The organism is Marinobacter xiaoshiensis (assembly GCF_031631795.1).
GTDB classification, from domain to species: Bacteria; Pseudomonadota; Gammaproteobacteria; order Pseudomonadales; family Oleiphilaceae; genus Marinobacter; species Marinobacter xiaoshiensis.
In genome coordinates, this window is record NZ_JAVMBO010000017.1 from 20,598 (window position 1) to 47,487 (window position 26,890).

Annotated in this window: 24 protein-coding genes; 12 read left to right on the forward strand and 12 right to left on the reverse strand. The window is 55.9% G+C overall.

The features are described 5' to 3' along the window. Positions 1-97: 97 nt before the first annotated feature. Positions 98-832, reverse strand: coding sequence for a TrmH family RNA methyltransferase (locus RKA07_RS11980; protein WP_310966406.1), 735 nt, complete (start codon positions 830-832; stop codon positions 98-100). 11 nt (positions 833-843) lie between these two features. After that, positions 844-2,478, reverse strand: coding sequence for an NAD(P)/FAD-dependent oxidoreductase (locus tag RKA07_RS11985; protein WP_310966407.1), 1,635 nt, complete (start codon positions 2,476-2,478; stop codon positions 844-846). Between the two features lie 170 nt (positions 2,479-2,648). Here RKA07_RS11985 and rlmE point away from each other — a divergent pair, with 170 nt between their 5' ends. Continuing rightward, positions 2,649-3,269, forward strand: a complete 621-nt coding sequence (rlmE, locus tag RKA07_RS11990) for a 23S rRNA (uridine(2552)-2'-O)-methyltransferase RlmE (protein ID WP_200369907.1) — start codon at positions 2,649-2,651, stop codon at positions 3,267-3,269. A gap of 72 nt (positions 3,270-3,341) precedes the next feature. On the opposite strand, the gene RKA07_RS11995 is transcribed toward rlmE, so the two are convergent. Together RKA07_RS11995 and RKA07_RS12000 are read right to left on the reverse strand one after the other, a co-directional pair. Beyond that, positions 3,342-4,499 carry an iron-containing alcohol dehydrogenase gene (locus tag RKA07_RS11995; RefSeq protein WP_310966408.1) on the reverse strand — a complete coding sequence of 386 codons (1,158 nt, stop codon included), beginning with the start codon at positions 4,497-4,499 and terminating at the stop codon, positions 3,342-3,344. Positions 4,500-4,528: 29 nt separating this feature from the next. Next, positions 4,529-5,587, reverse strand: coding sequence for a histone deacetylase family protein (locus RKA07_RS12000; RefSeq protein WP_310966409.1), 1,059 nt, complete (start codon positions 5,585-5,587; stop codon positions 4,529-4,531). A 158-nt stretch (positions 5,588-5,745) separates the two neighbouring features. On the opposite strand from RKA07_RS12000, the gene RKA07_RS12005 reads away from it, so the two are divergent. From RKA07_RS12005 to RKA07_RS12020, 4 genes are all read left to right on the forward strand, one after another. Next, a complete protein-coding gene (locus RKA07_RS12005) occupies positions 5,746-6,036 on the forward strand; it encodes an encapsulin-associated ferritin-like protein (protein WP_144777435.1) in 291 nt (96 codons plus the stop codon). A gap of 16 nt (positions 6,037-6,052) precedes the next feature. Beyond that, positions 6,053-6,775, forward strand: a complete 723-nt coding sequence (locus tag RKA07_RS12010; protein ID WP_310966410.1) for an SGNH/GDSL hydrolase family protein — start codon at positions 6,053-6,055, stop codon at positions 6,773-6,775. Positions 6,776-6,872: 97 nt separating this feature from the next. After that, a complete protein-coding gene (locus tag RKA07_RS12015) occupies positions 6,873-8,399 on the forward strand; it encodes a flavin-containing monooxygenase (RefSeq protein WP_310966411.1) in 1,527 nt (508 codons plus the stop codon). Between the two features lie 274 nt (positions 8,400-8,673). Beyond that, on the forward strand, positions 8,674-9,981 hold the full coding sequence (locus RKA07_RS12020) for a DEAD/DEAH box helicase (protein WP_310966412.1): 1,308 nt from the start codon (positions 8,674-8,676) through the stop codon (positions 9,979-9,981). A gap of 92 nt (positions 9,982-10,073) precedes the next feature. Here RKA07_RS12020 and RKA07_RS12025 read toward each other — a convergent pair whose 3' ends face one another. Both RKA07_RS12025 and RKA07_RS12030 read right to left on the reverse strand, forming a co-directional pair. Then, complete coding sequence (locus RKA07_RS12025) at positions 10,074-10,781, reverse strand: OmpW/AlkL family protein (protein ID WP_310966413.1); 708 nt, start codon at positions 10,779-10,781, stop codon at positions 10,074-10,076. 159 nt (positions 10,782-10,940) lie between these two features. Continuing rightward, positions 10,941-11,411 (reverse strand): winged helix-turn-helix transcriptional regulator, encoded by a 471-nt coding sequence (locus tag RKA07_RS12030; protein WP_310966414.1) that lies wholly within the window; start codon positions 11,409-11,411, stop codon positions 10,941-10,943. Positions 11,412-11,561: 150 nt separating this feature from the next. Here RKA07_RS12030 and RKA07_RS12035 point away from each other — a divergent pair, with 150 nt between their 5' ends. Both RKA07_RS12035 and bamE read left to right on the forward strand, forming a co-directional pair. Next, the gene (locus tag RKA07_RS12035; RefSeq protein WP_200369899.1) at positions 11,562-12,674 is read left to right on the forward strand and encodes an NADH:flavin oxidoreductase; all 1,113 of its coding nucleotides are present in this window, start codon (positions 11,562-11,564) and stop codon (positions 12,672-12,674) included. 101 nt (positions 12,675-12,775) lie between these two features. Next, on the forward strand, positions 12,776-13,084 hold the full coding sequence (gene bamE / locus RKA07_RS12040; protein ID WP_200202428.1) for an outer membrane protein assembly factor BamE domain-containing protein: 309 nt from the start codon (positions 12,776-12,778) through the stop codon (positions 13,082-13,084). A 6-nt stretch (positions 13,085-13,090) separates the two neighbouring features. Here bamE and pntB read toward each other — a convergent pair whose 3' ends face one another. Together pntB and RKA07_RS12050 are read right to left on the reverse strand one after the other, a co-directional pair. Continuing rightward, positions 13,091-14,488 carry a Re/Si-specific NAD(P)(+) transhydrogenase subunit beta gene (gene pntB / locus RKA07_RS12045; RefSeq protein ID WP_310966415.1) on the reverse strand — a complete coding sequence of 466 codons (1,398 nt, stop codon included), beginning with the start codon at positions 14,486-14,488 and terminating at the stop codon, positions 13,091-13,093. Positions 14,489-14,500: 12 nt separating this feature from the next. Then, positions 14,501-16,078: a Re/Si-specific NAD(P)(+) transhydrogenase subunit alpha gene (locus RKA07_RS12050; RefSeq protein WP_310966416.1), complete on the reverse strand. Its 1,578-nt coding sequence runs from the start codon at positions 16,076-16,078 to the stop codon at positions 14,501-14,503. 158 nt (positions 16,079-16,236) lie between these two features. Here RKA07_RS12050 and RKA07_RS12055 point away from each other — a divergent pair, with 158 nt between their 5' ends. Beyond that, positions 16,237-16,875 (forward strand): MarC family protein, encoded by a 639-nt coding sequence (locus RKA07_RS12055; RefSeq protein ID WP_200369896.1) that lies wholly within the window; start codon positions 16,237-16,239, stop codon positions 16,873-16,875. Positions 16,876-16,884: 9 nt separating this feature from the next. Beyond that, positions 16,885-17,460: a gamma-glutamylcyclotransferase gene (locus tag RKA07_RS12060; protein WP_200369895.1), complete on the forward strand. Its 576-nt coding sequence runs from the start codon at positions 16,885-16,887 to the stop codon at positions 17,458-17,460. Between the two features lie 122 nt (positions 17,461-17,582). Here the strand turns inward: RKA07_RS12060 and RKA07_RS12065 are convergent, their stop codons facing one another. After that, positions 17,583-18,500 carry a DMT family transporter gene (locus tag RKA07_RS12065; RefSeq protein ID WP_200369894.1) on the reverse strand — a complete coding sequence of 306 codons (918 nt, stop codon included), beginning with the start codon at positions 18,498-18,500 and terminating at the stop codon, positions 17,583-17,585. A 124-nt stretch (positions 18,501-18,624) separates the two neighbouring features. Here RKA07_RS12065 and RKA07_RS12070 point away from each other — a divergent pair, with 124 nt between their 5' ends. From RKA07_RS12070 to RKA07_RS12080, 3 genes are all read left to right on the forward strand, one after another. Continuing rightward, positions 18,625-19,572: a LysR family transcriptional regulator gene (locus RKA07_RS12070; protein ID WP_200369893.1), complete on the forward strand. Its 948-nt coding sequence runs from the start codon at positions 18,625-18,627 to the stop codon at positions 19,570-19,572. Positions 19,573-19,701: 129 nt separating this feature from the next. Beyond that, positions 19,702-21,087, forward strand: a complete 1,386-nt coding sequence (locus tag RKA07_RS12075) for a D-arabinono-1,4-lactone oxidase (protein ID WP_310966417.1) — start codon at positions 19,702-19,704, stop codon at positions 21,085-21,087. A 25-nt stretch (positions 21,088-21,112) separates the two neighbouring features. Beyond that, entirely contained in the window at positions 21,113-22,405 is a 1,293-nt protein-coding gene (locus RKA07_RS12080) for a DSD1 family PLP-dependent enzyme (protein WP_310966418.1), read from the forward strand. Between the two features lie 58 nt (positions 22,406-22,463). Here RKA07_RS12080 and RKA07_RS12085 read toward each other — a convergent pair whose 3' ends face one another. The 3 genes from RKA07_RS12085 to RKA07_RS12095 all read right to left on the reverse strand — a co-directional run bounded on the left by RKA07_RS12085 (position 22,464) and on the right by RKA07_RS12095 (position 26,868). After that, positions 22,464-24,965, reverse strand: a complete 2,502-nt coding sequence (locus tag RKA07_RS12085) for an acyl-CoA dehydrogenase (protein ID WP_310966419.1) — start codon at positions 24,963-24,965, stop codon at positions 22,464-22,466. Between the two features lie 113 nt (positions 24,966-25,078). Continuing rightward, positions 25,079-25,969 carry a prenyltransferase gene (locus RKA07_RS12090; protein WP_200202419.1) on the reverse strand — a complete coding sequence of 297 codons (891 nt, stop codon included), beginning with the start codon at positions 25,967-25,969 and terminating at the stop codon, positions 25,079-25,081. A gap of 11 nt (positions 25,970-25,980) precedes the next feature. Then, on the reverse strand, positions 25,981-26,868 hold the full coding sequence (locus RKA07_RS12095; protein ID WP_200202418.1) for an AEC family transporter: 888 nt from the start codon (positions 26,866-26,868) through the stop codon (positions 25,981-25,983). Positions 26,869-26,890 lie beyond the last annotated feature (22 nt).

Below are 26,890 nucleotides of genomic sequence, written 5' to 3' on the forward strand. Positions count from 1 at the left end.
TCTCTGATTAGCTTGCTACACGCAATAACGATATCCATCACCCTGAGTGCCCAAATGGATCATTCGCTAGCCTTCGATGATTCACTCCTTTCTTGGCTTATTGGCCTCGCCTGAGTTCATAGACACACATGTTGACCGCAGAGGCCAGGTTAAGGGATTCGATCTCGCCATTGCCCGCAATGGTGTAGGGTTTTGCGGCCATCTGTGCCAGGGCTTCCTGCGGTACCCCCCGGGCTTCGTTGCCGAACAGATAGCAGTCGTGCTGGCGGAATGACTCTGCCGTGAGCCCGTCACCGTTCAGGTCGAGGCAGGCGATAGAGCTATAGCGGCTGGACAGGCTTGCCAGCGGTACATCGGTTTCCAGAGCTGTGTGGAAGATCGCACCCATGCTGGCGCGCACCACTTTCGGGTTGTAGGGGTCGACACTGCCGGGGCTGAGCAGGCAGCGAAACCCGCCAAACCAGGCCAGGGTGCGTAAAATAGTGCCGAGGTTGCCTGGGTCCTGAACTTCGTGCAGGTAAATGGCTTGCTCGCTGGCCTCGGTAACGGGCTTATCTTCGTTAGCCGGCATGGGCACGACCGCCAAAATCCCCTGGGGCGTGCGGGTGTCGGCAAGCTGTGCCATCTGGCGGTCGTTAATGAGATGGGTTTTAAACGGGCCAGGCCAATGCTCATACGCGTCGGTCACATACAGCTCTGATGCCCTCAGCGCGGGCTGACTGGTGGCAGCCTTTTGCAGTTCAAGCACCAGATGTTCGCCTTCAACCAGATAATGACCCAGCGCCTGACGGTACTTTTTCTGGTGTAGTTTTTTAATGTCGTCCAGCTTCACGATGGGGTTCCCTAAGTGGCTCCGCTGTTGCTTTCCAGATCGTCCAGCATGGCCAGTGCCAGCGCTTCGGCAACCTTGATGCCGTCCACGCCGGCGGAAAGAATGCCGCCGGCATAGCCTGCACCTTCGCCAGCCGGGTAAAGACCGCGGGTATTCAAGCTCTGCAGGCTGGTGCGATCCCGGGTGATGCGTACCGGTGAGGAAGTGCGGGTTTCAATGCCAGTCAGAACGGCATCTTTTCGGTCAAAACCCCGGATCTGCCTGCCAAAATTTGGCAGAGCCTCGCGGATGGCTTCGATGGCATAGGGAGGCAGGGAAGGCGCCAGATCGCCCAGTTTGACGCCGGGCTTGTAGGAAGGCTCAACCTCGCCCAGCTCGGTGGAAGGTATGCGTTTGATGAAATCTCCCACCAGCTGGGCGGGGGCACAGTAATCACTGCCGCCGAGTGTATAGGCCCGGGATTCCAGCGCTTCCTGAAACTCCACACCGGCCAGCGGGCCGCCGGGGAAGTCTTCTTCCGGGTGCACGGCCACTACTATGCCGGCATTTGCGTTGCGTTCGTTTCGGGAATACTGGCTCATGCCATTAGTGACGACCCGGCCTGGTTCCGAGGTTGCTGCCACCACTGTGCCCCCGGGGCACATGCAGAAGCTGTAGACCGCGCGCCCGTTGCTGGCGTGATACACCAGTTTGTAGTCTGCGGCCCCCAGGGCGGGGTGCCCAGCGTATTTGCCCAGGCGGGCATTATCAATCAGCGATTGCGGATGTTCGATGCGAAAGCCAATGGCAAAGGGTTTGGCTTCAAGAAATACATCGTTTTGCTGGAGCATGCGGAAGGTGTCTCGGGCGCTGTGTCCAAGGGCCATAATCACGTATCGGCTGTCCAGACGCTCGCCGTTGGCCAGTTCCACACCTTCAACGCGGCCATTCTGTATGAGCAGGTCGGAGACTTTGCTTTCAAAGCGGATTTCGCCGCCAAGGCGGATGATTTCCTCACGCATTTTGGCCACTACGCCGGTCAGCCGGAAGGTGCCGATATGGGGCTTGCTCACATAGAGTATTTCTTCCGGTGCACCGGCCCGGATAAACTCATGCATTACCTTGCGGCCGTAGAACTTGGGATCTTTGATCTGGCTGTAGAGCTTGCCATCCGAAAACAACCCTGCGCCGCCCTCGCCAAACTGCACGTTGGATTCCGGAGACAGGGTTTTATTCCGCCAAAGGGCCCAGGTGTCCTTGGTGCGGCGGCGAACGTCTGGCCCGCGCTCTAACACAATGGGCCGGAAGCCCATCTGCGCCAGAATCAGGGCGGCAAACAGGCCGCATGGGCCCAAGCCAACCACGATTGGGCGCTCGGTCAAGTCAGAGGGCGCTTGGGCGACCGGGTAATAGGCGGTGTCTGGTGCTGGTCGCACGTGTTGGTCTTTTTCGAAACGGGCCAGAATGGCGTCTTCGTTACGCGCGCTCAGATCAATAATGTAAACAAACTTGATCTCGGTATTCTTCTTGCGGGCGTCGTAGCTGCGCTTGAATACGGTGAAGTCCACCAAATCGGCGTCGCCGATGCCCAGTCGTTCCAGGATGGCGGCCCGCAAGGCACTTTCGGGGTGGTCCAGTGGCAGTGCCAGTTCGGTAAGGCGGATCATAGTCTGTCCTGCCCGGAACTGGCCGCCGTTAGCGGATCAGGTGCCGGGTATAAAGGGATCGGAACGTGTTGCGGTAATTGTACGTGCGCCGGGCCCGGATGTCAGGGTTTTGCCGCAAGCGGGCCAGCCACGTAGAATGGGCGGTCGACTTCCTTTTTTGATGAGTTCTTATGGCACGTTCCAAAAGCAGTGGCCGCTGGCTTGATGAGCACGTAAACGATCCCTTCGTGAAGCAGGCGCAGGTAGACGGCTATCGCTCACGGGCAAGCTACAAGCTTCTTGAAATCAACAAGAAGGACAAGCTGATTCACCCTAACATGGTGGTGATGGATCTGGGTTCTGCGCCGGGTGGCTGGTCGCAAGTGGCGGTCAATCTGGTGGGCCATAAGGGCAGGGTGCTGGCTTCCGACATACTGCCCATGGATGCTATTGCCGGGGTGGAGTTTGTTCAGGGCGATTTCACCGAAGACTCGGTCTTTGAGGCCATTATGGAAGCGCTCGGCGACAGCCGGGTGGATGTGGTGATTTCCGATATGGCTCCAAACATCAGCGGCGTTACTGTGACTGATCAGGCCTCCTCCATGTACCTGGTGGAACTGGCACTGGATATGGCCAGCCAGGTGTTGAAGCCCAAGGGCAGTTTTATAGCCAAGGTGTTCCAGGGCGAAGGTTACGACGAGTACCTGAAAGCGGCCAGAGAGGTCTTTGACAAGGTGGTGGTGCGCAAGCCGGACTCTTCCCGCGCCCGTTCCCGGGAAGTGTACGTTGTGGGCAAGGGCTTCAAGGGCTGAGCCTGCTGACCTTGCCAGCAAAAAAAGGGGCACCTGAGGTTTCAGGGCCCCGCAAAAGGCAACAGTTTTAGCTTACAGGCTTGCGTGAAGCACCCGGCGGCACATATCCGGCGTGACATCACCATGCTCACCAAGCGCTGTCATGCCGTGGCTTTCCAGGCTCTTGATCAGTGGCTCAATGTGCTCTTCGCCAAGGTCGTAGTCGCCAAGGCGGGTTTTAACGCCCAGTGATTCAAAGAAGTCCTGGGTTTTGGCAATCGCGGCTTCGGCTTTCTCTTCAGCGCTCCCCTCACGAATACCCCAAACCCGCTCGCCGTATTGAACCAGCTTGTCGAGTTTGGATGCCTTGCGCTCACGCAGCATCGACGGCAATACAATGGCCAGAGTCTGGGCGTGATCAAGGTTGTGCAGCGCAGTCAGCTCATGGCCCAGCATGTGTGTGGCCCAATCCTGGGGTACGCCACTGCCAATCAGACCATTCAGGGCCAGTGTTGCGGTCCACATCAGGCTGGCTCTGACCTGATAATTATCTGGCTCAGCCAGAGCTTGCGCGCCAATCTCGGTGAGCGTCAGCAGCAGGCCTTCGGCAAAACGATCCTGTACTGGCGCTTGGGCTGGGTAGGTCAGGTATTGCTCGATCACATGAACGAAGGCATCGACAACGCCATTGCCCACCTGACGCAGCGGCAGGGTGTAGGTTTTCGTGGGGTCAAGGATTGAGAACTGCGGGAACACAAGGTCACTTTGGAAGGGTAGCTTTGCCTTCAGGGAGCGACGGGTTACAACGCCGCCCTTATTCATTTCAGAGCCAGTGGCAGGAAGAGTCAGTACCGAACCAAAGGGCAGGGCGCGCTTAATATTGCGGCCACCTTTGAGCAGGATATCCCACTCGTCACCTTCGAAAACGGCGGCTGCCGCGACAAATTTGGTGCCATCGATGACCGACCCGCCGCCTACGGCGAGCAGAAAATCTATGTTCTGTTCGCGTACCTGTACAACCGCGTTCATCAAGGTTTCGAAGCTCGGGTTTGGCTCAATGCCGCCAAACTCGGTCACCGTCCGGTCGCCGAGTGCCTTGGTAACTTCATCCAGCGTACCTGTGCGGCGTGCACTTTCGCCACCAAACAGAACGAGTACCTTGGCGTCTTTGGGTACCAGTTTGTCGAGCTCCGCAATTTTACCTTCGCCAAAGGCGATACGGGTTGGGTTGTAAAAGTTGAAGTTATTCACATGGAATCCTTAATGTTGAATCTTGAAGTTTAAAGTAGATCGGTCGTCTGGTGTTTGGTGGCCCTTCCTTCGAAACCCTGCATCACATTCACCACATTTACGCCAATGGCATCCACATCGTAACCGCCTTCCATAGTGAAAACTGTAGGTAGCCTTAGATGTTCTATACGTTGGCCCAGAGAAAAGTAGTCTTTTGATTTCAATTTAAAGAACGAAATCGGATCTTCCTCGAAGGTATCCACACCCAACGCAATAATCAGAGCGCCTGGCTGGAAATCTGCAATGCGCTTGCAGGCGGTTTCCAGCCCCTTGCTCCACTCGCTGTAGGGCGTTCCAGGAGGATAAATAATGTTGAGGTTATAGCCTTCTCCTTCAGCCTCTCCGGTTTCATCCTCAAAGCCCAGAAAGTGTGGGAACACCAGGTCTGGATCGCCATGCAGGCTGATGGTCAGTACATCGCTGCGGTCATAAAAAATGGCTTGGGTGCCGTTGCCGTGATGAAAGTCCACATCGAGAATGGCAACACGCTCGTAGCCCTGATCGCGAAATGCCTGTGCCGCAATGGCGGCGTTATTGAAGAAGCAGTAACCCCCGAATAAATCGGCGTGGGCATGGTGGCCGGGAGGGCGACACAGGGCAAAGGCGGCACGTTCGCCGTTTGCGACCAGCTTCTGGGCTGTTAATGCGACATTGGCAGAGGCGCAGGCCGCTTCCCAGGTGCCAGCAGAAATGGAGGTCTCGGCGGCAAAGCTGAAGTAGCCAAGGCGACCGTCTATGTCTTTGGGCATGCGGGGGCGCATACCACGGCCACACCACACAGCGGGAATGGCTTCTCCCGGTTTGCCTTCAGCCACCCAGTCGGCCCAGCAGTGCTCAAGAAAAGCCACGTAATCTGGCGTGTGCACGCGCTTTACGGGTGCAAGGCCAAACTCTTCAGGCTCAATCACCTCACCCAGGGTTTGTGATTTCACTCTGGCCAGTATGGTCTCTGCCCGTGATGGCTTCTCATGGGGTTCAATCAGAATGCCCCCGTCCAGTTCGGTTTTAACGGAGCGGAGGCTGTGCAGAGGTGAGAAAACAGTTTTCATGGCGCACTATCCGGGTTGATGTGTCAGCTGACTGTGCCACAGGCTTTGCGGTGGCTCAAACTAGCCCCAAGTATTTGGATTGCGTATTTTGGTCTATTGTCAAAGCGTGGCAACATGAAAAAACACCTTACTCACTATCCGATAAAGAGGCTCTCTATATGGCGAATGACAGCTATCATGAACCGGTCGGCGAACTGACCGATGAAACTCGCGAGATGCATCGTGCCGTCAGCTCCCTGATGGAGGAATTTGAAGCGGTAGACTGGTACAACCAGCGAGTGGATGCCTGCAAGGACCCTGAGCTTAAAGCGATTCTTGAGCACAATCGCGATGAAGAAAAGGAACATGCAGCCATGGTGCTTGAGTGGATTCGCAGAAAAGACCCAGTGATGGACAAACATCTGCGAGAGTTTCTGTTTACGGAAGGCCCGATTGGCCACCATGACTGACCGAGTGTAAGCACTTATGTTGTACCCCTTATCTACGCTTGCACTGGCTCCGGTTCTTATCGGGCAGGGAAGCTATGTGCGCAAGGTTACCCCGCGCTTGCCGGAGCCCGAGGGCGAGCGTTGCGGCACTCTCGGCGAAGGGCCGCAACTCCGGCTGCTGATTCTTGGCGACTCTGCTGCCGCCGGCGTAGGTGTGAGCCATCAACAGGATGCACTGGCGGGCCAGTTGGTCAGGGAACTCGCCAGGGATCACTGCGTGAGCTGGAATTTATTGGCAGAAACCGGTCGCACGGCAGCCGGTGTTATCGAGGCACTCAAAGCCGCACCCAAAGCCCATTACGATGTTGTCCTCGTGTCTGTTGGCGTAAACGATGTGACGGGCCGCACCCGCAACGGGCAGTGGGTGTCAGCCTTGAAGGAGTTGTCGGACCGGTTGATCAATAGCACGGGGGCAACATTCGTACTGTTCACCGCCATCCCGCCTATGCATCTCTTTCCCGCCTTGCCTCAGCCTTTGCGTTGGTACTTGGGCCTGCGGGCCAAACAGTTGAACACATTGATGAAAGGCCTGTGCGATACCGGCTCTTTCGAGAAAGGGCGCCTTGAATATCTGTGTGTGTCCTTTCCTCTGGAACATGGCTATATGGCCTCGGATGGCTTTCATCCCGGCCTGGATGCATACAGGGTTTGGGCTGAGCATTCCGCGGCCAGTATTCGCAAACTGGCCCAAAATCAGTAGTTTTAGACCCCGCTAGCTAACCACCCCGCATACCCGGCTGCGCTATCGTAACTCTCATGGATACCAGAAGAACGACAATGACTTTGAGAGGTCGGATATGAGCGAGCAGCATTTTGATGTGTTGATCATCGGCGCAGGGGTGTCGGGGATCGGTATGGCCTGCCATCTCCAGCGTGAGTGTCCGGGCAAGTCGTTCGCTATTCTGGAACGGCGTCAATCACTCGGTGGCACCTGGGATCTGTTCCGCTACCCGGGTATTCGGTCCGATTCTGACATGTTCACCTTTGGCTATAATTTCCGCCCCTGGACTGGCGGAAAAGTGCTGGCAGACGGCGCTTCCATCAAAAACTATGTCAGCGAAACCGCAAAAGAACACAACGTTGAGCCGCATATTCGTTACGGTCTTGCTGTAAAAACCGCAGATTGGTCCAGTGCAGAAAAATGCTGGAAGCTGACTGCTGCGAATGAGGCTACTGGTAAAACCGAAACCTATACGGCTGGTTTTCTGGTTGGCTGCACCGGCTACTACAACTACGATCAGGGCTATAAGCCTGATTTCCCCGGCGAAGCGGATTTTAAAGGCCAGGTTGTTCACCCGCAGCACTGGCCGGAAGGCCTTGATTACACCGGCAAGAAGGTTGTAGTGATCGGCAGTGGTGCCACGGCGGTCACACTGGTGCCCACGCTGGCGGAGAAAGCCGGGCATGTAACCATGCTGCAGCGCTCGCCCACGTACCTGATGCCCCTGCCGTCGATGGATAAAGTAACTCTTGGCATTCAGAAGGTGCTGCCTGCCAAGGCCGCATACCGGCTGACCCGGGCGCGCAATATTACGGTGTCCCGGTTTCTGTACCAGCGTTCCCGCAAGAACCCCAAGCTCATGCGCCGCCTGTTTCTGGGCATTATCAAGCATCAGGTGGGCGACCAAACCGACATGCGCCACTTTACCCCGAGCTACAATCCCTGGGATCAGCGCCTGTGTGTGGTGAAAGACGGTGACCTTTTCCGCGCATTGAAGGCGGGCAAGGCATCCATGGCAACCGATCATATTGAGCGCTTCACAGAAACCGGTATTCGCCTTAAATCCGGTGAGCATCTGGATGCAGACATCATCGTTCCCGCCACCGGCCTGGATATTCAGATGCTCGGAGGCATCAAGCCGAAAGTAGATGGCCGGGAAGTGGTGTTGAAAAACAAGATTGTTTACAAGAATGTGTTGGTTGAAGGCGTACCCAATGCGGGCATGATCTTTGGTTACACTAATATCTCCTGGACCCTGAAGGCCGATATTGCCAGTGAATATCTGTGCCGCCTGATCAACCACATGGACCAACGGGGGATGCGGGTGGCGGTCGCCAGAGATCACGGAAACAGTCTGGGCGAGGATACCGTAATGGGTGCCCTGGATTCCGGTTACGTCAATCGCGCCGCGGATCGCCTTCCGCGGCAGGGCACTCATGGTCCCTGGAAATCTTCACAGGATTACCTGGCAGATGTGAAAGTACTGCGCTTTGACCCCATTGAGGATGGCTACATGGAGTTCGACGGCAAGAAAACCCATGCCAGTGAGCACAATCTCCGTGGCTTTCTGCAGCCTTTGCGCTCTGCACTGTTCGGGGCCTGATTAAAATCGACAGTAATACCCCGTTCACCGGTTCCAATTCCTTATGGCTAATTCTTGTTGCCTCTGTTACTGTGCACGCATCCTGCCTCTAAGGATTCTGCAGTTTCCGGCTTTAAGCCGCGTTGCGAACCTCCATACGACCTGTCAGAGGACGTCACCCCGATTACCGGCGCGTGACTGTAGTCGTCTTTTATTCCATGAATCTTCATGGCATCTGCCCGCATTCGCCCAAAACGGTGTTCGTGGAGGCAGAACAATCAAGAGTTAATCATATATGAGTTTTTCTTCACTCGGTTTGTCCGAGCAGCTTGTCCGTGCAACCGCCGATCAAGGTTACGATACCCCTTCACCCATCCAGCTTCAGGCCATTCCTGCCGTACTTTCAGGCAAGGATGTTATGGCTGCAGCCCAGACGGGCACCGGGAAAACCGCCGGTTTCACACTGCCATTGCTGCAGCGTCTGGCTGAGAAGCCGCGCACGGGCAAAGGTCCCCGTGTACTTATTTTGGCGCCCACACGGGAACTGGCCGCACAGGTTCACGATAGCGTAAATCTTTACAGCAAATATGTTCCCACCAAAGCTGCCGTGGTTTTTGGTGGTGTAAAAATCAACCCGCAGATGATGAAGCTGCGTAAAGGCCTGGATGTATTGGTTGCCACGCCTGGCCGCTTGATGGATTTGTATCAGCAGAACGCTGTGAAGTTCAACGAAGTGGAAATCCTGGTGCTGGACGAAGCCGACCGCATGCTCGACATGGGCTTTATTCGCGACATCAAAAAGATTCTTGCGCTGTTACCAGCCAAGCGTCAGAACCTGCTGTTCTCAGCCACTTTCTCCGGTGAGATTCGTGCGCTGGCTCAAGGCCTGCTGAATAACCCGGTTCAGATTGATGTGGCGGTCAGAAACACCACTGCTGAGTCAGTAAAACAGTCGGTGTACACCGTTGATCAGAGCCAGAAAACCGCTCTGCTGAGCAAACTGGTGCGTGATAACAGCTGGGAACAGGTACTGGTGTTTACCCGTACCAAGCACGGCGCTAACCGCCTGACCCAGAAGCTGGAAAATGACGGCATTACCGCTGCCGCCATTCATGGCAACAAGTCTCAGGGTGCTCGCACCCGTGCTCTGGCTGATTTTAAGGCTGGAGAAGTGCGTGTGCTGGTAGCGACGGATATTGCTGCCCGCGGTCTGGACATCAAACAGTTGCCCCAAGTGGTTAACTTTGAGCTGCCCAACGTGCCGGAAGACTATGTTCACCGCATCGGCCGTACCGGTCGCGCGGGCGAAAGTGGCCATGCGTTGTCGTTGGTAAGCGCTGATGAGCTCAAGATGCTGGTTGGCATCGAAAAGTTGATCAAGAAGCAGTTGCCGCGCAAGGAAATAGAAGGTTTTGAGCCAAAGAACAATGTGGCTATGAAGCCCAAAGCCAAGGCAGATCCCAGCAAGGCTCGCAATCGCAGTGGTGGTAACGGACGGCCGGGCAGTAAGCCCCGCAGCTTTGGCGATAAGCCAGGTGGTCGTAGCGGTGGTCGCAGCCAGAGTGGCGGTGGTCAGCGTGGGCGTTCAAGCCAGAGTGCGTGAAGAATAGACCAATAGTGCCTGCAGCCAGGTAAGGCCTCAGGTAACTGAATAAACAATGCGGAGCTTCGGCTCCGCATTGTTGTTTTCGGGAATCAGAACTTGTAGGTGAAGCCTACCATGTAGACCATCGGGTCGATTTCGACTTCGAACTTGTCTGTTTTTGCTGCCACATTGCCTGATGCGTCGAATGCAGTAATAGTGGCGTCTGTGTTGATGTCTGCCCACCAGATAGCGGCGTTCAAACCGAAATTGTCACTGAGCATGTAATCAATGCCAGCCTCAAAAGCAACGCCAACACTATCATCCAGCTTAAGCTTTGTAGAATCAGCTCCCAGGGCGCCATCTACCGTGCTGGTGGTTTTTTCCTCAAAGAAGGTAGTGTAGTTGACGCCCACGCCTACATAGGGCTGCAACATTGATGAGCTATGCATCGGGAAGTACTGCAAGGTAACAGTAGGCGGCAGGTGTTTGGTCTCACCCAGTTTCCCGGCGCCAGCCAGGTCTCCCGCGCCACTGATATTGTGTTTGAACGGAGTAGCACCCAGTACGCCCAAGCCCAGATTGCTCGTAAACATGTAGGTTGCACGAATACCAAGCTGTGAATTGGCGTCTACGGCAACGCGGGCGTCACTGCCAAGTACGGCAGCGCCATTTGCCGTGATCACATCACTGGAATCATCTGGTGCCACATGCACAACACCGGCACGCAGAATGAAATCACCAGCTTCAAAAGCCTGAGCAGCGGGCGCAACGGCCATAACTGCAGCTGCCATAACACTAAGTTTGAACGTACGGGACATATATATCTCCTGAGAACCTGAATCGTTGTTGCGATCAGATTAAAGATCATGGAGATAGAGAACTTGATATAGCGCAATAATTGCTGGCAGTTGAGCCGCGTTACAGCGTCGGATTGACGCAACTCAAGAAAAGGTTCAGGAGTGTAGTTTTGCGGATTGTCAGGCAGAGTCTTTTTTGCTGCCAGGCGCGGCGTCACCGGAAACAAACACATCACGCACAGTGACTGGATTACCTAGGGCGTTTTGCACCTGAACGGTTTGTATTGGCTGCCCTGTGGCTTTATCCCTAAGATCCAGCGGTGTCTCGTCGGGTGCCGGGTTCCACTTGTCTCCCCATTGGCGCAGAGCAATAACAACAGGGAACAGATCCCGGCCTTTCTCGGTAAGCCGGTACTCAAAACGGGAGCCGTGCTCGCCCACATCTACTTTTTTCAGTACGCCGTTATCTACTAATCGGGCCAGGCGGTCGCACAAGATATTTTTGGCAATGCCCAGCTCTTGCTGAAAGTCCACAAAACGGCGGGTACCGTACATAGCGTGCAGTACGATAAGCAGGGACCACCAGTCACCCACCTGGTTCAGGGCACGGGCGACGGAGCAGTTGGAGTCATCAAAACGTTTTCTGGCCATGGGAAGAAGTGTACATAATAAGGTTGCATCTTAAAACCAGATTAAATAAAGTTGCGTTAAGAGACCAAATTAGTGAGGTAGCTACCAAGCGGCCGTGCCTCGTTAATCAATAGTCATCGCCAACATTGAACTTCTACGGAGTAGCCACTGATGACCACCAACCTGGGCCCTATGTTTCAACCCTTTGATATTCACAACCTCACGCTGCGCAATCGGGTCGCCATGGCGCCAATGACCCGCAATTTCTCGCCCAAAGGCGTGCCGGGGGAGAACGTAGTGGCTTATTACCAGCGCCGGGCCGAAGCAGGCGTTGGCCTTATCATCACGGAAGGCACAACGGTGAATCATGCCGGTGCCAATGGCTACCCCAATGTGCCCCAGTTTCATGGTGAAGAAGCCTTGGCTGGCTGGAAAAACGTGGTAGATGCTGTACACGAAGCTGGCGGAGCCATTTTTCCGCAGCTTTGGCACGTGGGTGCGGTGCGTAAAGAAGGTACAGAGCCAGATCCTTCCGTTCCCGGCTACAGCCCATCAGGGTTGTTTGCGCCAGGAAAGCCAAACGGTAAGGCGATGAGCAAAGAGGATATTGCGGATGTGGTCAAGGCATTCGCAGATGCCGCACAGGATGCCAAAGCACTCGGGTTTGACGGCGTAGAGATTCACGGCGCTCACGGCTATCTGCTGGACCAGTTCCTGTGGGAAGGCACCAACCAGCGGGATGATGAATACGGCGGTAGCATGGAAAATCGCCTGCGCTTCGTTGTAGAAATAGTAGAAGCGGTTCGCCACCGAGTAGGCCCGGAGTTCCCCATCATGCTGCGCTTCTCGCAGTGGAAGCAGCAGGATTACGAAGCAAAACTGGTTAACAGCCCGGAAGAGTTGGAACAGTTCCTGAAGCCGCTGGTTGAAGCCGGTGTGGATATTTTCCACGCATCAACCCGCCGTTTCTGGGAGCCGGAGTTTGAAGGTTCCAACCTTAACCTGGCAGGCTGGACGCAGAAGCTGTCTGGCAAGCCCACCATGTCGGTAGGCAGCGTTGGCCTGACCGAAGATTTCATCAGTGGCACCATGGCCAGCAAGCAAGAGTCGGTAGAGCAGTCGGGTATCGACGAGCTGGTAGAGCGCATGAACAACCACGAATTTGAACTGATTGCCGTGGGCCGCGCACTTCTACAGGACCCGGAATGGCTGACCAAAGTGCAGGAAGGACGGCTTGGCGAAGTGGACGATTTCGCCCGCAAATCCCTCACCAAACTATACTGAGACTGGACTGAATATTTCCTGTCTGTAACAGCACACCCCCATTGTCTGAGCGTATGATGGGGGTGTTTTTTTATGGGTGGAATTTCACGGGAGGAACGGTAATGTCTTTTAAGAACAGTCTGTCAGTGCTGATGCTTGCGAGCCTGCTGGCGTTTGCAGGTTGTGCGACGGTGGGTAAGGATTTTTCCACACACAATATTGACCAGATTACCCAGGGTGAAACCACCCGGGCCGAGATTCAGGAAATGTTTGGGGAGCCTTGGCGCACAGGCGTTGAAGACGGCAAGCGCACCTGGACTTACGGCAAGTACCGCTGGTCTGCCTTCGGCGATGCAGAAACTACGGATCTGGTAGTTCGGTTCAATCCCGACGGAACCGTAGCTTCTTACGTTTTTAACACCACCGAGTAAGCGGGCTTAGTCCCTCAGCCCACTAACAAGCTTGTCGATGCTGTCTTTGGCATCGCCAAATAGCATGCGGGCGTTGTCCTTGAAGAACAGCGGGTTTTCCACACCGGAATAACCCGTTGCCATGCCCCGTTTAAGAATCACTACCTGCCGTGCTTTCCACACCTCCAGTACCGGCATGCCTGCAATCGGGCTGCCCGGGTCTTCTGCTGCGGCAGGGTTCACCGTGTCGTTGGCTCCAATAACCAGCACCACGTCTGTGGTTGGGAAATCCTCGTTGATTTCGTCCATCTCCAGCACTATGTCGTAGGGCACATGGGCTTCTGCCAGCAGCACGTTCATGTGGCCGGGGAGTCGACCGGCTACGGGGTGGATGCCAAAGCGCACATCCACGCCACGCTCCCGCAACAGTTTGGTCATGTCGCTCACCCCACTCTGAGCCTGCGCCACCGCCATGCCGTAACCCGGTACGATAATGACGGAATCAGCATTGCGTAACTCCTCGCACACTTCGTCTGCGCTGGCTTCCAATGCTGTTCGATCGTCAGGGTCTGCGCTTGCAGAACTGCTGCTGGTTTGGCCGAATCCGCCGAGGATTACACTGATGAACGACCGGTTCATGGCCTTGCACATTATGTAACTGAGAATGGCGCCGCTGCTGCCCACCAGTGCACCGGTCACGATCAACAGGTCGTTGCCCAGCATGAACCCGATGGACGCTGCGGCCCAGCCGGAATAACTGTTCAGCATCGACACCACCACCGGCATGTCGGCACCGCCAATGGCCATAATGAGGTGAATGCCCAACACTGCCGCCACTATCGTCATAAGCACCAGAGCAAGTATGCCCAGCGCCATGCTTTCGGTACCCAGGAACAAGGCGCCCAGCAGAATCGACACCGCTATCGCAGCCAGATTCATCAGATGCCGGCCGGGGAGGGTGAGAGCCTTGCTGTCGATACGGCCATCCAGCTTGCCGCAGGCCACCAGCGAGCCGGTGAAGGTAACGGCACCGATAAAGATGCCCACAAACACTTCCACCAGTTTGATGGTGTGCTCGGCACCTGTGGTGTGAATCAGCGGCTCGATGTAGCCAGTGAAGCCCACCAGCACGGCGGCCAAACCGACAAAGCTGTGCAGCAGCGCCACCAGCTGTGGCATCTGGGTCATTTCTACCTTGTTGGCAATGGCGATGCCAATGCTGGCACCCACCAGCACCGCAATCACGATGGCAACAAGCCCACTGTCACTGACGCTGGCCATGGTGGCGACCAATGCAATGAGAATGCCGGCTACCCCGTAAAGATTGCCCCGGCGTGCGGATTCCTGATTGCTCAGGCCTCCCAGGCTGAGGATAAACAATACGCTGGCGACCACATAGGCCACACTAACGAGTCCTGTACTCATGGTGGTCGCCTCCTATTTGCGGAACATTTTGAGCATGCGATGGGTAACCCGGAAGCCACCCCCAACGTTGATGCTGGCAATCAGCACCGCCACAAACGCCAGAACTCCGACCACGGCATTCTCTGCCTGGGCCAGGTGCAACATGGCACCGATCACGATAATGCCACTGATGGCGTTGGTGACACTCATCAGGGGTGTGTGCAGGGACGCCGTGACGTTCCACACCACCTGCCAGCCGATAAAACACGCCAGCACGAACACGGTGAAGTGCCGCAGGAAGCTTTCCGGTGCATAGGCGCCAACGCCATAAAGTGCCGCAAGGGTGACGACCAACACGGCCCCCTTACCGATCAGGCTACGGCGTTGGGATTCCTTGTGTGCCGCCGCTTTTTGTTCTGCCGAAGGTTCTTCTGTGCCTGGTGCAGGCTTGGGGCTGGTGGGTGTTTGCGGCTGCGGTGGCGGCCAGGTTACGTCCTTGCCCAGCACCACCGTAAGGCCACGAATCACGTCGTCCTCCATGTTCACTTTTGGCTGGCCGTCTTTCTCCGGTGTCAGTTCAGTCACCAGATGAAACAGGTTGGTGGCATAGAGATCGCTGGCCACCTTGGCCATACGGCTGGGAAGATCCGTGTAGCCGATCAGCGTAATGTCGTGCTGCTCGACAATTTTTCCGGGCTCGGTAAGCTCGCAATTGCCGCCTCGTTCCGATGCCAGATCCACAATCACGCTGCCGGGCTTCATGGATTTCACCATCTCCGCCGTGATCAGTTTCGGCGCCGGCTTACCGGGAATCAGGGCGGTGGTAATGATGATATCTACCTCTTTGGCTTGTTCTGCGAACAGCGCCATTTCCGCCTTGATAAACTCGTCGCTCATCTGCTTGGCGTAACCGCCTGCACCACTGCCTTCTTCCTCGCCAAAATCCAGCTGCAGAAATTCGGCGCCCATGCTTTCAATCTGTTCCTTCACTTCCAGCCGGGTGTCGAAGGCCCGGACGATGGCCCCCAGACTATTGGCTGCGCCCACCGCCGCAAGCCCGGCCACGCCGGCGCCGATTACCATTACCTTGGCTGGCGGCACCTTGCCTGCTGCCGTTATCTGGCCTGTGAAAAAGCGTCCGAAGTGATTGGCGGCTTCGACCACCGCACGATACCCGGCGATGTTCGCCATGGCGCTCAGAGCATCCATTTTCTGGGCCCGGCTTATGCGGGGCAGGCTGTCGATGGCAAAGGTGGTGATGTTACGGGCCGCCAGCTGGTTAAGAAGCTCGGCGTTCTGGGCGGGCCAGATGTAGCTGATGAGAAAGCCCCCTTCCTTCATCAGGTCGGCCTCATGCTTGCCCAGAGCCGGGTTCAGCATGGGTGCGCGAACCTTCAGAATGATATCTGCCTCGCGCCAAAGGGATTGAGCATCCGCGGCAATGGAAGCGCCAACGGCTTCATAAGCTTCGTCGCGATAGTGCGCCGCTTCGCCTGCGCCGGATTCAACTCTTACCTCATAGCCCAGGTTGATCAGTTTGTGTACGGAAGGCGGTGTGGCTGCAACTCGCCGTTCGTCTGTGAATATCTCTTTTGGAATGCCAATCTTCATGATGCAAACGCCCTGTGTTTGAACCGATGAAAGGAAGGAGAACTACCTTCATCCTAGTGCAAGCTCAGGACTTTGCCTGCCATACGTTCTGTTGCGTACGGCAGAAATCCGGATAAGGCGCTATGCTTTGCGTTTTTGCACATACCGGAATTTTTTCGATGATTGAGATGTTTTTCAGCACCTATATCAGCAGCACCATTCGCTTTCTGTTTCTGCTGGCGCCTTTCTTTGCGGTGTCCATGTTTATCGCCTTGACCCGCGGTTTGCCCGCAGCTGAAAAAGCCTCGATCATTCGCCGGGCGTGCATTGCTGCATCCATAATGGGTGTCTTGTTGTTCTTCGGCGGCCCGGTGCTGTTCAGCGCCATTGGCATTACTCTGAACTCTTTCCGTATTGGTGCCGGTACACTGCTGTTCCTCACTGCCATCAGCCTGGTCACCAGCGGCACCCGCAACCATGCCACTGGCTTACCAGAGGAGGAACGCGACGACATCGCTGTTGTGCCCTTGGCTGTTCCAGTGATGATTGGCCCCGCTACCATCGGTGCTATTCTGGTATACGGTGCTGAACTCAAACAGGCTCCGGAAGTGGCGGGAGGTCTGCTGGGCCTGCTTTCCGGCCTGCTGATTCTGGGCATATTGCTGCACTTGTCTGGCTACCTGGAAAAAGCTCTGGGTAAAACCGGCCTCAACATACTCTCCAAAATCAGTGGTCTGGTACTCTCGGCCATGGCAGCAGAAATTGTACTGACAGGCATTACAGGCTTTATCGCCAGTTCCGGTTTGATGGGAGCATAAGGGGGCTCAATGTCCGCTGACACCACAGAGCACAACCGCAACCGACAGGATTTTTCCGGCATCGAGTCGATCTGGTTGTTTGGCTACGGTTCGCTCATCTATAAAGTCGACTTTCCGTATTTGGAAAAACGCCCAGCGTCTATTCAGGGCTGGGCCCGTCGGTTCTGGCAGGGATCTCACGATCACCGCGGTACTCCGGAAGCGCCAGGGCGTGTGGTGACTCTGATCGAGCAGCCGGGTGCCAAGTGCAAAGGTATGGCCTTCCGGGTGTCACCGAAGGTGTTCGAGCATTTGGATGTACGGGAGAAGAATGGCTATTTGCGATTCACCACAACGTTGACGTTCGATAACGGCAGTCATGGTGAGGGGCTGGTTTACATTGCCACTGAGGACAACGAAGCCTTCCTTGGCGAGGCGCCGGATGCGGATATAGCCCGCCAGATTGCTTCTGCGGTTGGTCCGAGTGGCCCAAACTCCGAATACCTGCTCAGGCTCGCTGAGTCATTGCGCGCACTGGGTGATGAGTGTACTCATACTTTCGCAATTGAGTCGTGCCTCAAGAAAGCTCCTGAGGAAGACCTGTAATTCCGAGTAAGCAACCGAGGGCGGGGCACCTTCCGAAACACGCTGTGAATACGTCCGTGTACGCTTGGCTCCGCCATCCCTGGCACCGCACAGTTTCGGAAGGTGCCCCGCCCTCAGTTGCGTCAGGCTTTGGCGGTGGCCGCTTGTTGATCATCTCGGGTAGCGGGATTAAAGCCTCTGGGCGGTGATTTACGGCGCTGGTTCAGGCCGATCATCACCAGCGGCACAACAACCATCAAGCTGCCCACCAGGAACCACCAGTCGGGCACCTCGTTAAACCAGATCCAGCCAATAGCTACTGCCCAAATCAGCCCCGTATATTCCGCACTGGTTACCTGGTTTGCATCTACCTGCCTGTAAGCCAGCAAAACGGTAATGTTGTAACCCAGAATGAAAAACGCAGAAGCCGCCGCTGTAAACAGAATTTCCGGGTGCCATATTGCACCCTGTTGCCACTCCCACACTGCCAGTAGCCCAGACACCGGGATAACCAACAGGTAGTTGAGAAACAGCTTGTGCACAGTGCTCTGGCCCTTGGGTAACTTGCGCACCATCACCGCGTTGATTGCCAGTGTGAGGGCAGATCCCAGCGCCGCCACAACCGCCCAGTTGAACTCCACCGGGCGCAGGATAACGATGATGCCTGCAAAGCCGCTGAAGACTGCAAGCACACTCAGTGGCGACAGTGACTCCCGGAAGATAACCACCGAAAACACCATCACCAGAATCGGTGCCGCGTAAAATACGGCGTTGGCCGTGGCCAGAGGCAGGTTGCTCAAGGCAACGATCATGCACAGCAGGCCTACCAGATGAACGTGCGCCCTGATGGCGTGTACTTTGATGCCGGAGAACAGGTTGTTCCGGTCGATCTTGCGGGCCAAAGGCAGCAAGAAAACAAGGGTGATAAGGCAGCGTAGAAATGCGAACTGCAGAATCGGTGCGCCCGGCTCCATGAGCTTGATAAACACGTCAGATATCAGCGCCATGGCGTTGCCAAGCACAAGCAAAAGAATGGCGCTGTTTACGGTTTTACCTGACATGCTTTCTTATCCTGAAACTCGGGGTGAAATAAAACGCACATATGGGAAGTGGCAGTTGTAGCCTACATGGGTTTTAATATCCGATAAAATGATGTTTATTCGCCAGGTATTAGAAAAATAGATAATGAAGCTGCCCCCTCTCAAAGCATTGCCCGTATTTGAAGCGGTTGCTCGCCTCAACAGCTTTTCAATGGCTGCCGAGGAATTGGCGGTCAGCCAGAGTGCGGTGAGCCATCAGATCAAACAACTGGAAACCTACCTGGGTGAGCAGCTGTTCTGGCGCAGCGGGCGCACACTCGCGTTGACCGATGAGGGGCGGCAGTATCTGGATGCTGTCAGTACCGCGTTGCTGCAAATCGAGCGGGCCAGTGAAAAACTGCTGGGGCATGAAGAGTCCCGGTTACGGCTCGCGCTGTTCAGTTCCTTCGCCGTGCGCTGGCTGGTACCAAGGTTGCCAGACTTGCAACGGCAGCACCCGCAGGTAGAACTGGCGCTGGAAATGACCAGTGAAAACCCGGTGCTGTCTGATCGGGTAGCAGACTGCTTTATTACCATCCACAGGGATTCCCCAGCATACAGTTACGAGCTTTTGTATGTGGAGCGGCTTTTCCCCGTGTGCAGTCAGGATTATTGGCAGCGCATCTGCAGAGAGTTAGGGCGGGAAACCGATGTGACCGGCCATGATGAACCAGCCATGACTCCGGCGGAGATAGCCCGCTTCCCCCTGTTATCTACCCACAGTATATACGACAAAGCCGCTGGCGACTGGGAAGCCTGGTATCAAACCGTGGATGAATCCCTGCCTTCCGGCGCTCGCGTACAGCATTTCAGCCACATGTTGCTGGCGCTGGAGGCGGCGCGCTATCACCAGGGTATAGCGCTGACCAACGACTACATGTTGAGTACCCGTAAGGATTCAGAAGAGTTTGTGCGCTTGCCTTGCCACCCGCTGGTGACCGGCGACCGGTTCTATTTTGCCTGGAAAACCAGCCGGCGAAGGGAACGAAGCATTCAGCTGCTGAGGGGTTGGCTGGTGGATGAAGCCATCAGAGGGGGACTCAGGTCACAATGATGTAAAATTGACCCTTTGTGTCGGCCTTTCCGGCGCTGGTGCTATCGGAGAATGATGTTGCAGCGGGTATCCTTGCCTCAACAGAAATAAAACTGCGCCTCACGCAGAAGTTGTAAACAGGAACCCAACATGTCTTTAAATCGTCGCCAGTTTCTCCAATACGCCGGCGCCCTCGGTGCTTTGGGTGCGCTTGGCAGTCAGGCCGCACTTGCACAAGTTCTCAACCCTCAACGCATGCAGCCCTGGCGCAACTGGTCGGGCGTGCAGACCTGCTTGCCAGCACAGCAGATAACTCCCAAATCACTCGGCGAGTTGGTCAGTGTTATTGCCCAAAGTACGGGAACCATTCGCCCGGTTGGAGCAGGGCATTCATTCAGCCCGCTGGTGCCGACTGACGACACCCTGCTTTCCCTGGGCTATTTTGGTGGCATGTTAAGCCATGATTCAGAAACCCACCAGGCGGAGTTTGGTGCGGGCACTTCCATGGCACTGATGGGCATGGCGCTGAACGATGTTGGCCAGGGCTTTATCAATATGGCGGATATTGATCACCAGACGCTGGGTGGCGCCGTTGCTACATCCACCCATGGTACCGGCATTAAATACGGTTCGTACTCCAGCTACATCAAAGGGTTGCAGCTAGTAACTGCGAGCGGTGAGGTCTTGGACTGCGATGCCACACGTAACCCGGAGGTGTTCCATGCTGCCCGCGTATCCATGGGGTCGCTCGGGGTAATCACTAAGCTCACCATGCAGAACCGGCCAGGCTATCGCCTGCGGGAAACCATGTGGGTGGCCAAAACAGAAGACTTGTTGGCGGATATTGATAAGCATGTGTCCGAAAACCAGCACTGGGAAATGCTGGTGATTACCCATTCAGACTATGCCCTGGCGATTGCCCTGAACGAAACCGAAGAGCCGGCTACACCTCCGGTAAACAAAGCAGAAAGCGGTGGCAATGAGTTTGTCACGCTGCTGGAGAAACTCGACAAATATGGCAGTGATTTCCCCTCTGCCCGCCGGTTTTTGCTGAATAATCTGCGGCACTTTGCGACCTTTGATGAGCGTATTGGCGAATCCTACGAGATCTATTCCAATGTGCGCTCGGTGCGCTTTAATGAAATGGAATACTCAGTGCCTGCGGAGCATGGCCCCGCCTGCCTGCGGGAGATCCTGCAATTGATAGAGCGCAATGACTTGCCCACCTGGTTTCCTCTGGAATACCGTTATGTGCAGGCCGATGACGTGCCATTGAGCATGTTCCAGGGGCGCGACAGTTGCGCCATTTCTGTGCACCAGCACTACAGCATGGATTATCACAACCTGTTTGCGGCCATAGAGCCGATCTTCTGGAAGTACGACGGCAGACCCCATTGGGGCAAACTGCATACGCTGAATGCACGGCATCTGGAAAAGTTGTACCCACAGTGGCGCGAGTTTACCGGGCTGCGCGAGAGCCTCGACCCCCAGGGCAGGTTCCTGAATGCCCACTTGCGCTCAATTCTGGGCGCGTGAAGGAGATAGTGAAGGAGAAGGTATTGTGAATCGTCGTGGTTTTCTGTTCACCGGCCTGCTGGGTGGTGCGGCTATACTGACCGGCGCTGCCTTGCTGCGACCTGCAGATAAGGGCAAACCTTACACGGCTTTCTTTGAGGCGTTGAACGCGGAGCTGAAGCGCGCCGGGCCCATGCGGCCGGTGTTACTGGTGGATCTGGACAGGCTGGATCACAACATTGATGTGGTTAAAGCCTCCCTGCAACGCAGCGGCAAGGCCTTGCGCCTGGTTGAAAAGTCGCTGCCGGCGCGCGGGTTGCTGGAGTACATTGTCAGGCGTACCGGCACAGACAAGCTGATGTCGTTTCACCAGCCCTTCCTGAATCAGACTGCGGAATACTTTCCCGAAGCCGATATATTGCTGGGCAAGCCGCTGCCAGCCCGATCCGTTGAGGTGTTCTACCAGCAGCATCAGGGGCAGGCTGATCCCACAGCGCGAATCCAGTGGCTGATTGATGCGCCTGAGCGCTTGCAGGAGTACTTGCAGATAGCACAAGCACGCAACAGCAGGTTCCGGATCAATATTGAGTTGGACGTAGGCCTGCACCGCGGTGGTGTGGCCGATATGGATACCTTGAATGCGTTACTTGGTTTGATTGCCGATAACCCGGAGCATCTCGAGTTCTCGGGGTTTATGGGTTACGACCCGTTTGTAGGTATGGAATTGCCCTCGGTTCTTGGTTCTCCGGAAACGCTGCTAGGCAAGGTGATGACCCGCTATCAGGGCTTTGTTGATTTCACAAAAAATCACTACCCGGCATTATGGCGGGATGGCTTGGCACTGAATACAGCTGGCAGTCCAAGTTATCGGCTGCACGAAACTGAAACCCTGAGTACAGAGTTGGCGGTGGGCTCTGCCATGGTGATGCCCACTCACTTTGATTTGCCTTCATTGAGTGATCACATTCCCGCGGCCTTTATTGCCAGCCCGGTGCTGAAATCCGCGGGGCCGGTGAATATTCCAGCGCTTGATGGGAAATCCAGAATCTTCTCTTGGTGGGATGTTAACCAGCGCGCCAGCTACTTTATGTATGGCGGTAACTGGCTGGCGGACTTTGTTGCGCCAGAGGGCCTGCAGAGCAATAGCCTGTATGGCAGAAGCTCGAACCAGGAGCTGGTAACGGCCTCGCCGGGAGTGGGGCTTGAAGTGAACGACCAGGTGTTTTTGCGCCCGCAACAGAGCGAGGCAGTATTGCTGCAGTTTGGCGACATACTGGCTATGCGCAATGGCAAGATTGTTGATCACTGGCCGGTATACCAGGACGGGTCCCGGGCATAGCCAGTGAGCCATAAGGCCAGTGGCCAGCATTTGAAAGCGCTGGCCACAGCCTGTGAGCTTACTTGGTGCCGGGGCGTTCAACTACTTTGCGTTTACCCTTGGCGCATCGGGACAGAGCTTTCAGGCCTTCTTCATCGAAAGCATCCACCCGGATAACGTCGTACAAAGCCGTCAGTGCCTCTTCAAGCTTCTCGCGCTCTTCTGTCTTCACAACGCCTTCTGCGCAGGCCCAGTCCACCAGCTTTTTGCGCTCGTGGCCCATCAGCAGTGTCACTTCGTCCAGATCGTCTTTATCCCGATTGCGAACGGCCTCGTGCATACGGCCACGTACATCAGCGGTCTCGTTTGCCAGCTTGTAGGCATTCAGAACCCGACCAAGAGGGTCCTTCGGATCCATTGTGGTATAAGCGCCGCGGCTGATGCGCTGGCGCAGTGGTGTGTCTTTAACGATGCTGGCAGCCACTTGGGCGCCAAGCTTGTCATCCGGCCCGTTCAGACCGGTCGCACCCAGCGGAAACACCAACAGGCGCATTGGCCAGCGAAGAGCGGGTACAGGGAATTTGGTGATGACTTCACGCATGGAGTTCTGCAAGTCCTGCAGGCAGGTTTGCAGGCACCATTCCACCAGCGGGCGCTGGTCGGCAGGGTAGCCTTCCTCGTGCCACTGCTTGATCACGGCCGTTGCGTAATACAGTTGCACCAGGCAGTCTGCCATGCGCCCCGAGAGGCGCTGCCGGGCTTTTAACCCTCCGCCCACGGAGAGCAGAGTTACATCGGTCATCAGTGCAAACGCCGCCGAGAAGCGGGCAAGCTGGCGGTAATATGAGCGGATGTTTCCTTGCCGTGGGACGGTTTCAAACAACCCGCCGGAGAGGGCAAGAACCAGGGCCCTCAATGCGTTCCGTGTGGTGTGAGCCAGATGCTTGTAGAAGATGCCGTCGAACGTCTTTGCCGCCTGATCTTCATCTTTCATATCTGCCGCTGCAATTTCATCAACAATAAACGGGTGGCAGCGGATCGCACCCTGACCAAACACCATCAGGCTGCGAGTCAGGATGTTTGCGCCTTCCACCGTAATGCCAATAGGCACAGCGTTATAGGCGCGGGCCATGAAGTTGCGGGGGCCGGTAATAACGCCGCGGCCAGCGACTACGTCCATGGCGTGGTTGATCACTATTCGCATCAGGTCGGTGTTGCGGTATTTCAGCAGGGCAGACGGCACCGCTGGCCGCACGCCCCTGTCCAGCATACCGGAGGTCAGCAGGCGGGCGGCATCCATCATGTAGGTGTAACCGGCGATGGGCTCCAGAGCCTCCTGAACACCTTCAAACTGGCTGATGGAGCGACCAAACTGTTCGCGGGTATAAGCGTAAGAACCGGTTGCCAGGCTGGCAACTTTGCCGGCACCTGTGCCCAGCGCGGGCAGGGAAATGGAGCGTCCGATAGACAGGCATTCCAGCAGCATGGTCCAGCCTTTGCCGAGCATATCCTGGCCACCGATTACCTGATCCATGGGAATAAACACCTCGGTGCCCCACGTAGGCCCATTCATGAACACAGTATTCATCGGCAGGTGTCGGGCGCCTGCGTGCACGCCTTCGGTTTCCCGCGGCACCAGAACGCAGGTCACGCCTATTTCTTCGTTATCGCCCAGCAGATTTTCCGGGTCGTACACTTTGATGGCCAGGCCAATCAGCGTCGCCACCGGTGCCAGGGTGATATAGCGTTTGTTCCAGGTAACTTTCAGGCCCAGAACTTCTTCGCCGTTCCATTGGCCTTTGCATACGATGCCTTTGTCGGGAATGGCGCCTGCATCGGAACCCGCAATGGGCGATGTGAGGGCAAAGCAGGGAATCTCTTCACCGCCGGAGAGCCTTGGCAGGTAGTGCTTTTTCTGTTCGTCGGTGCCGTAATGCATCAGCAACTCACCCGGGCCGAGGGAGTTGGGTACCATCACGGTGACCGCAGCAGATACGCTGCGGGTAGAAATCTTCATGACGATTTCAGAATGGGCCGTGTTGGAGAAGCCCATGCCGCCGTCTTCTTTCGGAATCACCAGGCCGAAAAAGCCGTTCTCTCGGATAAATTTCCAGACCTTGTCCGGCAGGTCATAGTCTTCGTGGGTGATCTTCCAGTCATCGAGCATGCCGCAGAGTTTTTCTACCGGGCCGTCGAGAAAGGCCTGTTCTTCGCTGGTCAGGTGTGCAGGTTTTGCATCCAGCAGTTTTGACCATTCAGGCTTGCCAGAGAACAGTTCGCCATCCCAATCCACAGAGCCGGATTTGAGGGCTTCTTCTTCGGTTGAAGACAGCTTGGGAAGGCGGCTGCGAACCCACCCCAGTAGTGGGCGACTGAATTTATCAAGACGCATATCGCTGGGAATAACCAGAATCAGGGCAAGAGCCAGAAAAAGGCCGCCAAACAGAATGCTGGCAATGTGCCACTCGTCCTGGATCAGGCCAATCAGGGTTGCGGCAGACATCACCACAGCGGCTGTGGTGCCGCCAACTCCCACATAGATAAGAACCAGGGCACTGATGAGCAGTAAAAGTACACTCACGGGCAGACCTCCATATCGTGGATAAAAATTCAGCGAATTTCAGTTTAACCTTCGGCCAAAGTCCCCCCACATGCAAGGGCTGCGCGTGGGTAGGTCTGTGCCGGCGCCTCTGGCTACAGGCTCAGGCCAACAATCAGCAGGGCCAAGGTGGCCAGAAGAATGGCTACGTTGGTACCCAGCAAGGTGTTCAGTGTATCTGGCTGCTCAAGGGCACCTGGCAGTTTGCAGGCAAGCCAGAACGCGAAGGGCGCCGTTGCTAATGACAGTATAGACGGCAATGGCAACCAGCCAGTGAGTATGCCCATTACCAAAACGACATAACCCGAGAGAAACAATGCGGATACCAGCCGGGCAGCGGCGCTGGTGCCAAGGGTAACCACCAGATGGCGGCGCCCTATCTTTCGATCGGCTTCGACATCGGGAATCTGATTGATCAACAGTAACTCGCTCACCAGAAGCAGGCTGATCACCGATACGGTAATGGCGGTGGCATCAAGCCGGGCCCCGAGCGCCACCAGTGTGCCAAGAACCATCACCGGCCCGAAACCTATGCCCGGTGCAAACAGGCACAGTAACGGAGAGCGGGTAATCCAGCGGGTATAGGTAACCACAAGTGCAATGCCGGCGGTGCCCAGAATCAACATGGGAAGCCCGCGCTGCCAGAGAAAGTAGAGCCCAATAAGAATAACCAGAGCCAGGGTTCCAAGAGCAGCAGCCAGTACACGCTTTGCTGCGCCCGGCACCTCCGGGAGAGCGCCGCTGCCACCGGAAAACGGGGTGCGGGTGGTAATCAGGTCCAGCCCGGACACAAAATCTTCATATTCATTAAGCAGGTTTACTGCAGCGTGGGCCAGCAGTGCGCCCACAAAAACCAGCAGCGTGTCCAGCAGCGCCGGTGGCTCGCCCTGGTGCCAGGCCACGGCAACGCCCAGCCCGACACACAAAGGCGCAAGAATCAGGAAGTTAGGGCGGGAGGCGCGAACCACCGCAATGGTTTCAGACATTCACTATTTCCTCAGATGTAACCGGCGGCAAAAACCAGCCCGAGCACAATGGGCATAACAATAAGGCTGCCGAGGTTACTTAATAGTACGAGAGAGGCCACTTTATGGGGCTCTTGCTGATACTGCTCTGCCACCATGTAGTTGAGCACCGCAGGGGGCAGGGCCGCGAAAACCCAGAGAGAGGCAATTTGAAGGCCGGGGAGATCCAGAAGTGCAATCATCGGCCAGGCCAGCAATAGCCCACTGACCGGGCAGGCAATGGCGCCCAGCATGCCCAGTTTCCAGTCACTGAAGTCGATATCCAGCATACGCACGCCGAGGGTAAACAACATTAGCGGTATGCAGATTTCCCCGAGCATGTTCAGGGAGTGAAGCAGCCAGTCGGGAAGGCTGACGCCCGATAGATTAACGGCCAGCCCCGCAATACTGGCAAATACAATGGGCAGTCTCAGACGCTGTAATATGGATGTGTGTGGGTCCAGCATGTATAGACCCACGGAAAAGTGCAGCAGCATTTCTACAATGAAGAGCACGATGGCTGCGGGTAGCGCCGCCTCACCAAAGGCAAGAACCAGCAGTGGGATTCCCATGTTGCCGGAGTTGTTGAACATCATGGGGGGCAAAAAGGTTTTCAGATTCAGGTTAAGAACCCGGGCAAGCGGATAGAGAACAATGCCCGAGCCCAGAACAACAACCGTCGCGGCCAGGGCAAGCCCGGCATAATCCTGTAATGGCGCTTGTTGGTCGGCCAGCACTGCAAACACCAGCATGGGCACAAACAGTTCCATGTTCAGAACGTTTAGTCCGCGAATATCCGGGGTGCGAAACCGACCGTAAAGGGCACCGCAGCCAGCTATAAGAAAGACCGGTAGAAGGGTCGAGAGAATCTGGCCAATCATCGAAAGCTCCAATAGGCGCCGC